10 protein-coding genes are annotated in these 15,183 nt (G+C 70.8%); 4 read left to right on the plus strand and 6 right to left on the minus strand.

Annotation, left to right across the window (positions count from 1 at the left end; all coding sequences use genetic code 11):
* Positions 1-2 precede the first annotated feature (2 nt).
* The 4 genes from K8638_RS33685 to K8638_RS33700 form a co-directional block, all read right to left on the minus strand.
* Complete coding sequence (locus K8638_RS33685; RefSeq protein ID WP_223758791.1) at positions 3-806, minus strand: protein phosphatase 2C domain-containing protein; 804 nt, start codon at positions 804-806, stop codon at positions 3-5.
* 290 nt (positions 807-1,096) lie between these two features.
* Entirely contained in the window at positions 1,097-1,786 is a 690-nt protein-coding gene (locus tag K8638_RS33690; protein ID WP_223758792.1) for an NUDIX domain-containing protein, read from the minus strand.
* A 73-nt stretch (positions 1,787-1,859) separates the two neighbouring features.
* Positions 1,860-2,867: a diacylglycerol kinase family protein gene (locus tag K8638_RS33695; protein ID WP_223758793.1), complete on the minus strand. Its 1,008-nt coding sequence runs from the start codon at positions 2,865-2,867 to the stop codon at positions 1,860-1,862.
* An 82-nt stretch (positions 2,868-2,949) separates the two neighbouring features.
* Positions 2,950-3,954 carry an SDR family oxidoreductase gene (locus K8638_RS33700; RefSeq protein ID WP_223758794.1) on the minus strand — a complete coding sequence of 335 codons (1,005 nt, stop codon included), beginning with the start codon at positions 3,952-3,954 and terminating at the stop codon, positions 2,950-2,952.
* A 388-nt stretch (positions 3,955-4,342) separates the two neighbouring features.
* Here K8638_RS33700 and K8638_RS33705 point away from each other — a divergent pair, with 388 nt between their 5' ends.
* From K8638_RS33705 to K8638_RS33720, 4 genes are all read left to right on the plus strand, one after another.
* On the plus strand, positions 4,343-5,848 hold the full coding sequence (locus K8638_RS33705; protein WP_223758795.1) for a PEGA domain-containing protein: 1,506 nt from the start codon (positions 4,343-4,345) through the stop codon (positions 5,846-5,848).
* A 50-nt stretch (positions 5,849-5,898) separates the two neighbouring features.
* On the plus strand, positions 5,899-7,317 hold the full coding sequence (locus tag K8638_RS33710; RefSeq protein ID WP_223758796.1) for an IgA Peptidase M64: 1,419 nt from the start codon (positions 5,899-5,901) through the stop codon (positions 7,315-7,317).
* Positions 7,318-7,437: 120 nt separating this feature from the next.
* Positions 7,438-9,366 carry a lamin tail domain-containing protein gene (locus tag K8638_RS33715; protein WP_223758797.1) on the plus strand — a complete coding sequence of 643 codons (1,929 nt, stop codon included), beginning with the start codon at positions 7,438-7,440 and terminating at the stop codon, positions 9,364-9,366.
* A 174-nt stretch (positions 9,367-9,540) separates the two neighbouring features.
* Positions 9,541-13,590 carry a putative Ig domain-containing protein gene (locus tag K8638_RS33720; RefSeq protein WP_223758798.1) on the plus strand — a complete coding sequence of 1,350 codons (4,050 nt, stop codon included), beginning with the start codon at positions 9,541-9,543 and terminating at the stop codon, positions 13,588-13,590.
* A 25-nt stretch (positions 13,591-13,615) separates the two neighbouring features.
* Here K8638_RS33720 and K8638_RS33725 read toward each other — a convergent pair whose 3' ends face one another.
* Both K8638_RS33725 and K8638_RS33730 read right to left on the minus strand, forming a co-directional pair.
* Positions 13,616-14,170 carry a hypothetical protein gene (locus K8638_RS33725; protein WP_223758799.1) on the minus strand — a complete coding sequence of 185 codons (555 nt, stop codon included), beginning with the start codon at positions 14,168-14,170 and terminating at the stop codon, positions 13,616-13,618.
* A gap of 138 nt (positions 14,171-14,308) precedes the next feature.
* The gene (locus K8638_RS33730) at positions 14,309-15,067 is read right to left on the minus strand and encodes an SIMPL domain-containing protein (protein WP_223758800.1); all 759 of its coding nucleotides are present in this window, start codon (positions 15,065-15,067) and stop codon (positions 14,309-14,311) included.
* Positions 15,068-15,183 lie beyond the last annotated feature (116 nt).

Here is a 15,183-nt window from a genome sequence, read left to right on the forward strand (position 1 = left end):
CGTCACGCCTTCCCCATGTGGCGGCGCAGCACCACCACCGTGGTGTCGTCCGGCAGCAGTCCCGGCGTGCGCACCACGCGCCGGGCCTCGAAGTCGGCACGCACCGACTCGCGGTTGAGCAGCGCCAGGTGCCGCCGCAGCGCATCCGGGTTCGCGAAGTAGCGGTCCTCCGTCCAGAGCCGTGACAGCGGGCCCACCGGCTCGTCCTTGTCCGGGATTCGCGCCGTGGCGAGCCGCGACAGGTCCACCACTCCGTCCGTCCCGAGCAGCAACGCGTGCACGTCCTCCGTGGGCACCAGCGCCCGCGAGGCCAGCGGCACGTCATTCCCACCCATCAACGCGTAGGCGAGGTACGGCGGCGCATTCCCCGGGAAGGGCCCGAGCGGATGCACCTCGCCGTTGAGCGCCCACACTCCGTCCCCCGCGGAGAAGACGAGCGTCTTCGTGGGTGTCACCACCGCGCCCACCAGCGTGAAGAGGAAGTCGCCCAGCGCGTCGCGGCCCAGGTCGCCGCGGAGCTCGCCCAGCAGGCACAGCACGTCCTCGCGCAGGCCCGGGAGGAAGGTGGCCTCGTCCACGCGCTCGCCCTCTTCGAGCCGCAGCAGCGCCGCCCGCACCAGCCGCCGGACGCCGAGCTGCGCGCCCAGCTCGCTGCACGGCTGGCTGCCACACCCATCCGCGACGACGGCCACCAGCCCGTGCTCGCTGGCGCGCACGCACAGCGCATCCTGGTTGTTGCGCCCCGCCCGAGCGTGCTCCCGGCCCTGCACCGAGGCGGCGGCGATGTCGAAGGGCAGCGCGGACATGGCTCTCCCGTGGCCCTCTGTCGGGCACGAACGGCGGGATGACTCACAGAGGACGGCACGCCTCACCCGTGGCCTCCCCACGGGCCGCGGCCGTCTCACGCCCCTGGAGCGGGTACCGGGGCGCGCCTCTCCTCTCGTGGCGCGGGCGGTGCCTTGTTCCGGGTTCGTGTATCTACAACACCAACATAGTGTCCAAATTACACCCTGTCAAACCAATCGAGGGCGTCGGCACCGGAGGGCAGGGCCACCGTGGGCCCATGCACACTCCGGCGCGGAGGACTCGGGGCCGGTCAGAGCTCGAAGTTGAAGCCCGCCTTCTCCAGCTGCTTGTACTTCTTGTGGTCGAACCGGTAGAGGCGCGCGGCGCGGTGGGAGACGTCCTGCTCCACCTCGTCCAGCTCCTCCAGCAGGTCCATGGCCAGAATCTTCTTTCGGAAGTTCCGCTTGTCGAGCGGCCGCTCCAGGATGATTTCGTACAGCCGCTGGAGCTGGGTGAGGGTGAACTTGGGCGGCAGCAGCTCGAAGCCGATGGGCTGGTAGCGGACCTTGCCCTTGAGCCGCTGCAGCGCGGTGGCGAGGATGTCCGCGTGGTCGAACGCCAGCTTCGGCGTGTCCCAGACGGAGAACCATGCCGCCTCGCGTGCATCCGTGGCCGCGTGCAACCGGTGGTCGCTGAGCTTCACCAGCGCGAAGTACGCCACCGTGACGATGCGCCCGCGCGGGTCCCTGTCCGGCGCACCGAAGGTGTAGAGCTGCTCCATGTGCGCGGGGCGGATGCCGGCCTCTTCCTCCAGCTCGCGGCGCGCGGCGGCGTCCAGGGACTCGTCCATCCGCACGAAGCCGCCCGGCAGCGCCCAGCGCCCCGCGAAGGGCTCCACGCCGCGCTGGATGAGCAGCACCTTCAGGTCGTCTTCATCCTGGCCGAAGACGACACAGTCCACCGTCAGCGCCGGCCTTGGGTACTCGTAGGTGTGGCTCACGGCTCCATCCGTTCGCGGGCGTTGGACGCACGGCATAGTGTCCAACGCACACCCGGGTCAAGCTGGCGTGGAGCTACACCCGCACCATGCGCGAGAGCTGGCGCCAGTCGACGAGCTGGACGCTCTCCTCGGCCAGGTCGAACTCCACCGAGCGGCGCATGCCGATGACGTCGCCGCCCATCTGGAAGGGCACCTCGCGGTCGAAGTCCATGCGCAGGCGCTGGACGAACCAGTCGTGCATGTGAGGGATGGGGTGCTCGCCGCGCCACAGGCGGAACATGTTGCGCGTGGCCTCCAGCACGCTGCCGCCGTAGACGCGCACGGAGAGCCGGTGCGGCACCGCCTGGGCGAAGGGGAAGGCCTTGAAGCCGAAGCCCCACTCCGGCGTGGTGGCCGCGCCGGCCACGCCCGCGGGCCCTCGGTACAGCAGCGCGCCCTTGTCCCCGTGCGGCACCGGCTGCACCGCGCCCCGCGAGTCCACGGTGAGCGCGGTGTCTCCCAGGTTGTAGACGGACACCTGGGGGTTGCCGTCGCCGAAGACGTGGCGGGGAATCGTCCGGGTGAACATGGCGCCGAGGTAGCCGCGCAGGCCCGCCTGGGTGCCACGCAGCGGCCCGGCGACGGAGAGCTGGTTCTTGAAGTCCTGAATCATCTCCGCGTCCCAGCCGGTGCCGGCGAAGGGGGCCACCTTGCCCTCCACGCGCACCAGGGCGAAGGGGCGCAGGGGCGGCAGGCGCTCGCCCACCGCGGCGATCTGCTTCAGCGCCAGCGCGGGACGGGGCGCGCCGGTGACGCGGGCCCAGGCATTGCCGGTGCCCAGCGGCAGCACGCCGATGGCCGGCAGGGCCACGCCCGCCGTGCGCAGCTCATTGAGGAGCCCGGTAATCGTGCCGTCTCCCCCTCCGGCGAGCAGCAGGGAGGGCGGGTTGGGCCGCAGGGTGTCGGAAATCCAGGCTCGCGCCTCCTCGAGAGAGCGGGTGAGCGCCACGCGCGCCCGGGGGAGGAAGCGCTCCACGAGGCCCCCCACTCCTTCGGAGCCCCGGCGTGCACGCAGGTTGACGAGGACGGCGATGTCGGTCATGGCGGGCGGACTCTCCCGAGGCATTGTCATGGCCCGGTCACGGCGCCTCACCCTGGAGGGCGTCGTGACATGAAAATGACCCTCAGCGCGCGAGTGCGTGAGCGACACGCACTCCGAGTCTCCGTCCGGCCCCTCCCCCACGGAGGGACACGGCCGCCGCGGCCACTCCTCCCGCGAGCAGCAGCCGGCGGAGCCACTGCTTGCCGGCCGCGCGGTAGCCCCCGGAGGTACCGGTGCCCTCGGCCATGGGGCGGAAGAGGCTGCCGGAGGTGGGACTCTGACGCACCTTCTCGAAGTGCTGGGCATGGGTGACGCCGCGCATGGTGCGCTCGAAGGTGCGCGGCATCAGGCCGTGCATGGCGGCGAAGCCGCGGGCGGCGGGGCCGACGATGACCTCAGGCCTGGGCTCCCGGAGGACGCGGAGGATGGCCCGGGCGACGCGCTCCGGTGTGTAGATGGGCTCCACGGGGCGGACGCGCCAGCCGGTGTAGTTGGCGGTGTGCTGCCACAGCGGCGTGTCGATGGCGGCGGGGAGCACGGTGCACACGTCGATGCCGGTGTTGAGCAGCTCCTGGCGGACGGAGGAGGAGAAGCCGCGCACCGCGTGCTTGGAGGCGACGTAGGCGCTGACGCAGGGCGCGGCGACGGCGCCGAAGGTGGAGGAGACGTTGACGAGGGTGCCTTGGCCCTGGCGGCGGAACTGCGTCACCGCGACGCGCGTGCCGGTGACGGTGCCGAAGAAGTTGGTCTCCATGAGCTGGCGGAAGGCGTCGTCGGGCGTCTCTTCCAGGCTGCCCATGAGGTAGACGCCGGCGTTGTTGATCCACGCGTCGAAGTGGCCGAAGGCGCGGAGGGCCTCGGCGGAGAGGTGGCGCACGGCGGCGGGGTCGGAGACGTCGGTGGGGACGACGAGGGCGCGCACGCCGTGGGACTCGCACTCGCGGGCCAGGTCATCCAGCGGCTCCTCGCGGCGGGCGGCGAGCACCACGTGGGCGCCCTTCTTCGCCAGGGCGAGCGCCGTGGCGCGGCCGATGCCGCTCGACGCCCCGGTGATGACGACGACCTGGTTCTTCCATGCACGCTTCATGGGTCCCCCTGTGAGCCCAACCCCTCGCCAAGATGGGGATGGCACGCTGCGACGCACCCGGCCATCGCAAGCTCCCCGGGAGGGCAGGCGGCGGAGCGGCCCTATCAAGGATGCGGGGAGGTTCCTGAACGGGACGGGGGTCCAGGGCCTGGACGGGGATGATCCACGGCTCCGTGGGCCGGGTAACGGGAGCCCCGTGTCCGAGGGCGTCAGGTATGGGTAGGTAAGGACCTGGAAGGACTGGGGTTTTCCTGGGGAGGCGGGTGGTTTGAAGGTAGGCGGGCAGGCTTGGTATGTGCGGCCGTCTGTCGGGTGGCCGACGGAACGCCCCCTGCAACCGGCTCGGGTGAAACAGACGCTCGCCGATACCACGCCGAGGACGAACGAGATGCGAATCACACTCACGATTGCAGCGTGCCTGATTCCGGCGCTGGCATACGCGGCCCCGCGCCGCATGGTCGTGGCCAGCGGCGACTGCAAGGACGCGGAGCTGGGCAGCCAGGCCAAGGCGTTCCTGGACACCCTCGCGTCCCGCCCCGAGCAGGACACCCTGAGCGCCACCGCGTTCAGCGAGCGGCTCTTCCCGCAGTCCTCCCGGAGCTACGAGGACCTCCAGCGCCAGCTCGAGACCGCCCTGGACCACTTCTACGAGGGTCGCAACGCGAGGGCCGCCCAGGCCGCCGACGAGGCCCTCCAGCAAATCAACCGCCTCCCCGTGGGTGAAACGCGCTGGAAGCTCTACGTGGAGGCCCAGCTCCTCCACGGCCTGAACTACCGCACCATGGGCAAGCAGAAGGAGAGCGACACCGCGTTCCGCAACGTGCTGCGCCTCCAGCAGGACTACGAGCTCGACCCGGACCAGTTCGCCCCTTCCGTCCGGCAGTCCTTCGACAAGCTGCGCCGCGAGCTGGCCCGGGCGCGCAAGGTGAAGCTGTCCGTGAGGTCCACGCTGCCCTCGTCGGACGTGTACCTCGACGGGCTCAAGGTGGGGCAGACGCCACTGACGCTCGACGTGCCCGCCGGCACCTACGAGCTCACCCTCGTGAAGGGCACCACCACCAGCTTCCCGCGCCAGGTGCAGGTCCAGGGCGCTGACACACCCCTGCTCGTCGACGTGGCCTACGAGGGCTCCGTGTCCGCCAGTCCCTTCCCGTGCCTCGCGTCCGCCGACGGCAACGATGAGCGCGCGCTCAGCCATGCCGTCCGGCTGGGCGGCACGCTGGGTGTGGAGGAGGTCATCGTCGTCCGCCTGGAGCGCCCCAGCAGCGGACCGAAGTGGTTCGCCGCCACCGTACTCAACGTCGAGGGTGGGCAGAAGCTGCGCGAGGGTGGCTTCAAGACGCAGGGGCTCGACGCTCCGGCCGAGGCCCTCTCCGCCCTGGTGGACTTCGTCACCACCGGCCGCTCCCCATCCAACCTCGTGGTGATGAACGCCAATGGCAAGGCCCCCTGGGAACAGCCGAACAGCTCCCATCCGGGCGGGCTGGACGTCACCGCGCCCGACCGCCTCTCGGAGGGCGTGACGGGCTCGGTGGATTCCCGCCCCACCTCGGGTATGCGCAAGGCGTCCTACGTGGCGCTCGGAGCGGGCGTGGCCGCGCTGGGCGGCGCGGGCGTCGTGCGGATGCTGGCCCAGAAGGACCTGAACGCCCTGGAGAAGCGGCTCGAAAACGGCCGCATCCTGTCCACCGACAAGGAGGCCCTGGAAATTCGGAACTCACTGGCCCAGAAGGGCAATGTCCTCACGGGGCTGCTCGTCGGAGGAGGCGTCGCCATCACCACGGGCGCCGTGCTCTACCTGCTGTCCCCCTCCTCGGCCCCTCCGCCCCCTGTCTCGGTGGGCGTCGCGGCGGATGGAGAGGGCGCGTCCGCCACCCTGTCCGGCTCTTTCTGAGCCCCTCCCGGAGGGCACCTCATCCCGGTCCGGGCGCGTAGAGTGCGCCCATGATGCGTGCCCTTCTCCTCCTGCTGCTGGCCACGAGCGCCTCCGCCGCGGCCCCTCGCACCTTCCGCGTCGACTACTTCCATACCGGCAACGCCACGGAGGAGCGCTTCAGTCTCGACCGGGTGGTCATCGAGCCGCTCCCCTGGCCCGGCCATCCCGCGCGCGCCATCGACGAGACGAACCTCGGCAAGTACCTCTTCGAGGTGAAGGAGCGCGCCACCAACCGGCTCCTGTTCTCGCGCGGGTTCGCTTCCATCTACGGCGAGTGGGAAATCACGACCGAGGCGCGGAGCATGAACCGCACCTTCCACGAGTCGCTGCGCTTCCCCGCCCCGGAGCGGCCCGTCCAGGTGCTCCTCAAGAAGCGCGACGCGCAGAATGCCTTCCGTGAGGTGTGGTCGGTGGTGGTGGACCCGAAGGGCATGTTCGTGGACCCGTCCTCTCCCCCCGCGCCCGGCCCGCTGCTGAAGCTGCTGGAGAACGGACCGCCGGAGCAGAAGGTGGACCTGCTCATCCTCGGCGACGGCTACACCGAGGCCGAGCGCCCCGAGTTCGAGAAGGATGCCCGCCGCATGGTGGACATCCTCTTCACCTTCTCTCCCTTCAAGGAGCGCAAGGCGGACTTCAACGTGTGGGGCCTGATGCCCGCCGCCGCGCAGTCCGGCATCTCCCGGCCGTCCACCGGCCTCCACCGGCGCTCGCCCCTCGGCGCCACCTATGACGCCTTCGGCAGCGAGCGCTACATCCTCACCTTCGACAACAAGGCCTTCCGGGAGACGGCCGCCTTCGCCCCCTACGAGTTCGTGGAAATCCTGGCCAACGGCAACACCTACGGAGGGGGAGGCATCTTCGGCCTCTACGGCACGGTGGCCTCCGACAGCCTGTGGGCGCCGTACGTCTTCGTCCACGAGTTCGGCCACCACTTCGCCGGACTGGCCGACGAGTACTACACCTCCGAGTCCGTCTACGCGCCCGCCGCGGACCGGCTGGAGCCCTGGGAGAAGAACGTCACCGCGCTCCATGACTCGGAGCAGGTGAAATGGAAGCACCTGGTGTCACCGGGAACGCCCCTCCCCACGCCGTGGAACAAGGAGGGGTACGAGAACCACGCCAACGACGTGCAGAAGCGCCGGCGCCAGATTCGCGCCCAGCGCAAGCCGGAGTCGGACATGGACGCCCTCTTCGTGGCCCAGCGGGACTGGGAGGAGAAGTTCCTGTCCTCGCAGAAGTACTCGGGCCGGGTGGGCGCCTTCGAGGGGGCCATGTACGAGTCACGTGGGTACTACCGGCCCCAGCTCGACTGCGTGATGTTCACCCGGGATAGGGTGCCGTTCTGCGCGGTGTGTCAGAGCGCCATCTCGGAGGTCATCGACCTGTACGCGGGGCCGCCGGCCCGGGCCCCTCGGGCCAGCCCCTGAACACCTGCCAATTCCGGTCAGACCTGCGTGAAATGCCTGTGACCTGGAGGGCGCCCAATGGACCCTCTCCGGGTTCAGGTGTAAGGGGAGCCAGTACCTGTATCCCATGGAGGGGAACACATGCTGAGACGGAATTGGCTTCCGGCTCTCCTGACCGCCGTGCTCGTCACGGTGGGCACGGGCTGTGGCGACGAGTGCGTCGATGCGTTCGACTGTCGCAACGACAATGGTCAGCCGGACCCGGGCAAGGAGTGGACCTGCAACGACGGCACGTGCGAGCAGCGGGACATCACCCAGCCTCCGCCGCCTGACGCGGGCACGGATGCGGGCACGGATGCGGGCACCCTCTGCACCGACACCGCCGAGGGCAGCGGCCAGGACGACGGCTGCACGGCCGAGGCGCCCATCTGCAATGAGGGGACGGCTTGCGTCCAGTGCGTCACCAACGCGCACTGCTCGCTGACCCAGGTGTGCAGCGACACGAACACCTGCGTGGACTCGAGCGTCACCACGGCTCCGGCGGACACCAGCGCGCAGCTTCAGGCGGTCGTGGACGCGACCGACGGCGCGCTGGCCCCCGCGCTCTCCATCACCGGCGCGTTCGTCACCGCGCGCAAGCCCGCGGTCGAGGGCAGCAGCGAGCCGGCGGGCTTCTTCCTCCAGGCGGAGCCCAACGGGCCCGCGCTGTTCGTGTCCGACGCCACCGCCCTGGGCCAGGTGGCCGTCGGTGACCGCGTCAGCCTCTCCGTGACGGAGAAGGCGACCACCACCGGCGTGAGGATTGCCCAGAGCGTCTCGGACGTGACGGTCATCAGCCAGGGCCACCCCGTGCAGAACCTCGACACGGCGACGCCCGCGGGCCTGAAGGTCGACCGCTCCAGCGCGAGCGACCTGGAGGCGGCGGATACCTACGAGAGCGAGCTCATCATGCTCAGCGGCGCCATCGCCGGCTCGTCCTCGGGCGCGGGCACCGGGTTCCTCGGGTTCCCCATCACCACCGCCGGAGAGACCGAGGCGGTCTCGGGAATCCGGCTCCGTCTGCCGCTCGCGCTCGTGTCGGAGCTCGGGGTCGAGGACACCTGCCAGTTCACGCTGAACGCGGGCCCGGTGTGGCGCTTCAACACGACGTCCCAGCCGTCGGCCTTCGAGGCCAGCCAGCTGACCCTGAGCAACTGCCCCGCCCCCAAGCTGTCCAGCGCGACCGCCTCGAGCGCCACCCAGGTGGTGGTCGTCTTCAGCCGCCCGCTCGACGCCGGCTCGGTCCAGGCCGCCGACTTCTCCATCCCGGACCTGCAGGTGGACAGCGTGACGGTCGACGGAAACAGGGTGACCCTGACCACGGCCGCGCAGACCTCCGGACAGGCCTATGAGCTGACCGTGACGGGAGTCACGGACCGGCTGGGCAAGGACATCGACACGACGGCCAACACCGCCCAGTTCAGCGGCTTCATTCCTCCGTCGCTCATCATCAACGAGGTCGACTACGACAACCAGGGGACGGACAACGCGGAGTTCGTCGAGATCTACAACGTCGGAACCGAGGCCGTCACGCTGAGCGACGTGCGCCTGCTGTTCGTCAACGGTGCGGGCACCGCGACGTCGACCCCGTACACCACCATCGCGCTGGACTCCGTGGTGGATGCCGATGGCAATGCCGTGACCAGCCTGGCCCCGGGCGGCTACCTCGTGGTGGGCGCCACCTCCGTGCTGGGCACGCTGCCCGCGACCGCGCTGCGGCAGACCATCACCCCCGCCACCAACGCCATCCAGAACGGCCCCGACGGCATCGGCCTCCTGAACTTCACGACGGGCCGGCTGCTGGACTCCGTGTTCTACGGCACGGGTGGCAACTCGGCCTTCACCGTTCCCACGAGCGGCGGCGACGCCTCCCTGAACTTCGCCGAGGGCAACCGTGCCCCGACGGACAGCGGTGCGGCCAGCTCGTCCATCCAGCGCCTCCCGAACGGCACGGACACGAACAACAACGGCGCGGACTTCATGCTGAACGCCACCGCCACCTCGCCGGGTGCCGCGAACACCGCGCCGTAACGGACGTTCTCGACTCCCACGCGTGAAACACCTCGGGCCGCGGCTCCTCACAGGGCCGCGGCCCTTCTTCTTTCCTGAATGGGTACATCAGGACCCATGCGCCTGGCTCACAGGACGGCAATACAGTTGTGGCCCCAGTTTTCCGTTGGCCTGCACCGCCGGGCCGGAGTCTTCATGCAGCTCCCGCGCGTCCCGTCCCTGCTCCTCGCCCTCCTCCTGACCGCGTGCTCCGGTTCCGGCCCCGGCAATCCGACAGACGGTGGCTCGGGCTCCAACGACGGGGGTGGCACTTCCGTCACCCTCGCCACCGAGGAGCTCCCCGCCGCCACCGTCGCCCAGCCCTACAGCGCCACCCTCGTGGCCTCCGGTGGCTCACCCGCGTACTCCTGGCACCTCATCGAGGGCTCCCTCCCCGCGGGCCTGACGCTCTCCGCCTCGGGCGAAATCTCCGGGACTCCCTCCACCGCGGGCTCCGTCACCTTCACCCTCGAAGTCCGCGACTCGGCTGGCCACACGGCTCGCAGGGTGCTCGGCATCGAGGTCCGCGGCCCCGGCTTCGCGGTCGCCACCCCGGCGCTTCCGGATGCGTACCTCGGCAGCGACTACAGCGCCCCGCTCGCCGTCTCCGGCGGCACGGCCCCGTACACCTGGGTCCTCGCTGGCGGCGCGCTCCCCTCGGGCGTGCGGCTCGCCGTGAATGGCCGCATCTCCGGCACGCCCGTGGCCCCCGGCATCTTCTCCTTCACCCTTGGCGTCCAGGACGCTTCCGGCCTCTCCGCGCAACGCGACTTCACGCTCTCCGTCTTCGCGCCGCCCTCTCTCTCCGACACCCCGCTCGCCCTCGCCGTCGTCGGAGCGCCCTACTCGGCCTCTCTGAACGCCACCGGCGGCCGGGGCCCGCTCTCCCTCCGCGTCAGCGCGGGCTCGCTACCCGCGGGGCTCCGCCTGGAGGGCAGCTCCATCCTCGGCACCCCCACCGCCGCGGGCACCGCGTCCTTCACACTCCAGGTCCAGGACCTCAACGGCCGCTCCGCCTCCGCCTCCTTCCAGCTCACCGTCCGCAACGGCCTCACCGTCACCTCCACCACCCTGCCGGACGCGTACACCGATGCCGCCTACGGCCACGGCCTCTCCGCCGCGGGCGGGAAACCTCCGTACACGTGGGCGCTCACCGCGGGCACCCTGCCCGCCGGACTCCAGCTCCTCGACTCGGGCGCACTCGACGGCACCTCGTCCGCCCCCGGCACCTCCTCCTTCACCGTCCGCGCCACCGATGCCGAGGGCGGCACCGACACCCGCGAGGTGTCCCTCACCACGTACACACCTCCCACGCTCGCCGCCGTTGCCGCCCAGAGCGCCTACGTCAATGACAGCATCGCGCTTCCCTTCTCCGCGTCCGGTGGCAAGGCGCCCTATCTCTTCAGCACCTCGGGCGTGCTCCCACAGGGACTGACGCTCGCGGCGGAGGGACTCCTTCACGGCAGACCCGGGCAGGCAGGCACGTTCACCTTCGACGTCACCGCTCGCGACGCCAACGGCCGCGCCGCCTCGCGCTCCATCTCCTTCACCGTCCACGCGCCCCCCGCCATCACCACCACCGCGCTCCCGGATGGGGACACGGGCAAGCCCTACAGCACCCGGCTCTCCGCCTCCGGCGGCCGTGGCGCCCTCTCCTGGACCCACGTCTCCGGCTCGCTGCCTTCGGGCCTGGCGCTCGCCTCGGACGGAACGGTGAGCGGGACGCCCTCGTCCGCGGGCTCCTCCACCTTCACCGCTCGCGTCACCGATGAGGGCGGCCGCACCGACAGCCGGACGTTGTCCCTCGCCGTCTACTCGCCGCCCACCGTCACCACCGCCTCACTTTCCGACGGGTACGTCGGCGAGTCCTATACCGCCAGCCTCACCGCCACCGGCGGGCGCGTGCCGTACTCCTGGTCCATCGACTCCGGCGCCCTGCCTCAGGGCCTCTCCTTCACCGCGAGCAGCGGCACCATCTCCGGTGCACCCGGCGCCGCGGTCGCCCCCTCCGTCACCGTCCGCGTCACCGACAGCGGCGGGCGCACTTCCACGCGGACGCTCTCCCTCGCGGTGTACCGGCCGCCCTCCCTCTCGGGCCCGAGCCTCCAGCTCGACGGTTATGTCAGCGAGGCCTTCAGCGTCACGTACTCCGTCACCGACGGAAAGCCGCCGTACACCTTCTTCACGCCCGGCACCCTGCCCGCGTGGCTGAGCCTCTCCAGCAGCGGCCAGCTCTCCGGCACGCCTCCCTCCGAGGGCTCCACCTCCGGGCAGGTCATCGTCTCGGACGCCAACGGACGCACCCACTCGCGAGCCTTCGCGCTCACCGTCCGTCCGCGTCCCATCATCACCTCCCTCCAGCTTCCCGAGACCCGGCTCGGGGAGAGCTACTCCACCTCGCTGCAGTCCTCGGGCGGCAAGGCCCCCATGAGCTGGAGCCTCACCTCGGGCTCGCTTCCCCCGGGGCTCTCACTCTCCTCGTCGGGCCTCATCAGCGGCACGAGCACCGGCGGCACCCGTTCCTTCACCGCTCGTGTCACCGACATCAACGGCCGTTTCGCTGAGCGACCCCTCACCCTGCCCGTCTACATCTCGCCCCGCGTGACGACGGCCTCGCTCCCCGACGGCGTCGTGGGCCAGTCCTACAGCGCCACGCTCACCGCCTCCGACGGCCGGGCCCCGTTGATGTGGAGCCACACCGGCTCACTCCCCGCCGGGCTGGAGCTGTCCACCTCGGGCGTCCTCTCCGGCACGCCCACGGCGGCGGGCACCGCGAGCTTCACCGTCTTCGTGCAGGACGCCGAGGGCATCGAGGACTCGCGCGCGCTGTCCCTCACGGTGCGCGCCGGGGGAATCCCTCTCACCGTGGGCCACTGGAACATCGAGTGGTTCGGCGCGCCCAACCAGGGGCCTCCGAGCTCCTCCTCCGACGGCGGCACCAGCGATGACCTGCAGATTGCCCATGCCAGCAACATCCTCGGCGACGCGGGCGTCAACCTGTGGGGACTCGTGGAGATGGTGGACAGCGAGGACTTCGCCACCCTCAAGGCCCAGCTCCCCGGCTACAGCGGCTTCCTCGCCAACGACGAGTCCTTCGTCCTCGGGGGCTCATCCTGGTACAGCATCGGCGAGCAGAAGCCCGGCATCCTCTACGACAGCTCCCTCACCTTCCAGGGCGCCCAGCTCATCCTCACCTCGCAGTCCGCCGACTTCGCCGGCCGCCCGCCCCTGCGCGTGGACTTCACCATCAGCGGCCTCGACGAGCCCCTCGTCGTCATCGTCCTCCACATGAAGGCCTTCGCTGACCAGGTCTCCTACGGACAGCGGCAGCGCGCGGGCTCCGCGCTCAAGAGCTACCTCGACTCCCTGTTGCCCACCGAGCGCGTGCTCGTCATCGGCGACTGGAACGACGACGTCGACCGCTCCATCACCCGCGACGACTTCGGCGCATACCTCGCCAGCCCCTTCGAGCCCTTCGTGCTCGACACCCCGAACTACACCTTCATCACCCGGCCGCTGTCGCTCGGGGGTGAGCGCACCACCACCGGCTATCCCGACGCCATCGACCACACGCTCGCCACCAACGAGCTCGCCGTGGAATACGTGCCCGGCTCGGTCCGGGTGCTGCGTCCCGATGCCTGGATTTCCAACTACGCCAACGTCGTCAGCGACCACTACCCCGTCATCAGCCGCTATGCGCTGGGTGGTGAGCCGGGCGTGTCATCCCCCTCGCACCTCTTCATCAACGAGGTGCTCGCCAACGAGCCCTCCATGCCGGATGGTGGCGTGGACAACCACTACGAGTTCATCGAGGTGGTCAACGCCGGCACCTCCAGCGCGGACCTGTCCGGCTGGATGCTGTGGGATTCCGCCCTCCTGCGGCACGTCTTCCCCTCCGGGACGTCGCTCGCTCCGGGCAGGGCCTTCGTCGTCTACGGGGGCCCCCGGGGCTTCCCGGCGGGTACGCCCGATACCCAGGCCGCGTCCACCGGGCAGCTCGGCCTCAACAACGATGGCGACAGCCCGAGCCTCCGCGCTCCCGACGGCGGCATCGTGGACTCGCTGAGCTACACCAGCACCGTCGACAACGTGTCCATCAACCGGATGCCCGACGCGGCGCCGGATGCCGGCTTCGTCCTCCACACCACGCTCAACCCGGGACTCGGCTCCTCCGCGGGCCGGCGCGCGGACGGCGGCTCGTTCTGAAGGAGTAGCCCCGCTTCGCGCGGCGTCAGCGGGGCGGAGCCATCCGCCCCGGCGGCTCCGCGCCGTCCTCGCGGGGACGGGGATTCTGCCCGGGCGGAGGCGGTGACTCCGGCGCGGGCAGCAACTCCACCTCGCGTGCCACCCAGCCCCCCGGTCCCTCGTCGTAGCTCACGCGGACCTCGTCGCCCTCGGAGAACCTGCGCAGCGTCACGGGCGAGCCCTTCTCCTGGAGACGAGTCTCGGGTTTCACCTCGACGTCGCGCTCCACGCCTCCCGGGTCGCGGATGAGCAGCTCGTCGTCTCCGACCCACGTCACCTGGCCTTGCAGCCGCCCCGTGGGCTCGGGGCGGCCTGAGCCACCCTGTCCCAATGCGCCTGGGGTGGCCTGACCCGAAGGCCCCCTCATCGCCGCGGGGTCCGGAGTCCGCTCCTTCGAGGCCATGATGCCTCGCAGCACCTCGGAGCGCCCCTCTCTCTCGCTCGCCGAGGGCTCCTCCCTCGCCACCTCCTGCTGTCTACACCCCAGGCACAGGCCGCCCACGACGAGCCCCAGGAACGTCCACTTGCGCGTGCCGCTCATCGCCTCGTGCCCTCCCACCGGAGCAGGAAGACTGGCCCCGGCGTTCCTCCCCTTCCTCTCTCAACATGAGGACGGCCCCGGCGGCCGAGAACCCGGGGGGCTCCTCGCCTCGCGGTGCGAGGCAGGGCGGGCAGGCGACTACTTCAAGGGCTCGATGACGTAGATGAGCGTCACCTTCGCCTGCACCGTCTGCTCCTCCGGCTGGATGGGCGTCGTCGCCGAGCGGGCGTCCGCCGTCTCCGCCATGGCGACTCGCGCCGGGTACAGGCGCGGAGGCTCCGTCACCGTGCTCGCGTCCAGCACCGCGCCCAGCTTCACGTTCAGCGCCGCCGCCAGCACCTCGGCCGACTTGCGTGCGCGCGCCACCGCCTGCCGCAGCGCCTCGCCCTGCACCGCGTCCTCACGGCTGAGCCCGAAGCGCACCTGGTCCACCCGGTTCGCCCCCGCCGCGAGCGCCTGGTCCAGCAGGCTTCCCACCCTCGACAGCTCCGTCACGTGCACGCTGACCAGGTTGCTCACCCGGTAGCCCCGCAGCTTCGGCTCCTGCTCGTGGGGCGCCGGCGGCGCGTACTCCGGATACACCGCGTAGTTGCGCGTCTGGATGTCCCGCCGCGCGATGCCCGCGGACGTCAGCGCCGCGATGACCTTCTCCATCCGTTTCGCGTTCTGCTCCCCCGCCGCCTTCGCGTTCGGCGCCAGCGTCTCCACCGCGAGGTCGAGGAAGGCCTCGTCCGGCTGCGCCTTCACCTCGCCCGTGCCCTCCACGCGAATCGTCCGCACCTGCGGGTCCACCGGCGGACGCGGCGTGGACGCGGGCGTGGACTGCGCGCCGGCAACCAGGCTGGAGAGCAGCATGGCGGCGAGGAACAGGGGGCGGACAGGTCGTGTGTGGAGCATGGCGCTTCCTCGGGCGGTCCAGTACAGCGGGGTCGGGATGCAACGTCCTCACCCCCTGGGACGGCTCCGCCCCGTACGGCATTCACGGCGCCGCGCAGTCCCCGTATGCGTGGGGC

Origin of the sequence: Myxococcus sp. RHSTA-1-4 (assembly GCF_020037125.1) — a bacterium.
In the GTDB taxonomy this organism is placed as follows: Bacteria; Myxococcota; Myxococcia; order Myxococcales; family Myxococcaceae; genus Myxococcus.

Bases quoted from the DNA above. Each gene is read 5' to 3' on its own strand.
- K8638_RS33685 (WP_223758791.1), bottom strand. From the start codon at position 806: ATGTCCGCGCTGCCCTTCGACATCGCCGCCGCCTCGGTGCAGGGCCGG.
- K8638_RS33695 (WP_223758793.1), bottom strand. From the start codon at position 2,867: ATGACCGACATCGCCGTCCTCGTCAACCTGCGTGCACGCCGGGGCTCC.
- K8638_RS33700 (WP_223758794.1), bottom strand. From the start codon at position 3,954: ATGAAGCGTGCATGGAAGAACCAGGTCGTCGTCATCACCGGGGCGTCG.
- K8638_RS33705 (WP_223758795.1), top strand. From the start codon at position 4,343: ATGCGAATCACACTCACGATTGCAGCGTGCCTGATTCCGGCGCTGGCA.
- K8638_RS33710 (WP_223758796.1), top strand. From the start codon at position 5,899: ATGATGCGTGCCCTTCTCCTCCTGCTGCTGGCCACGAGCGCCTCCGCC.
- K8638_RS33715 (WP_223758797.1), top strand. From the start codon at position 7,438: ATGCTGAGACGGAATTGGCTTCCGGCTCTCCTGACCGCCGTGCTCGTC.
- K8638_RS33720 (WP_223758798.1), top strand. From the start codon at position 9,541: ATGCAGCTCCCGCGCGTCCCGTCCCTGCTCCTCGCCCTCCTCCTGACC.
- K8638_RS33725 (WP_223758799.1), bottom strand. From the start codon at position 14,170: ATGAGCGGCACGCGCAAGTGGACGTTCCTGGGGCTCGTCGTGGGCGGC.
- K8638_RS33730 (WP_223758800.1), bottom strand. From the start codon at position 15,067: ATGCTCCACACACGACCTGTCCGCCCCCTGTTCCTCGCCGCCATGCTG.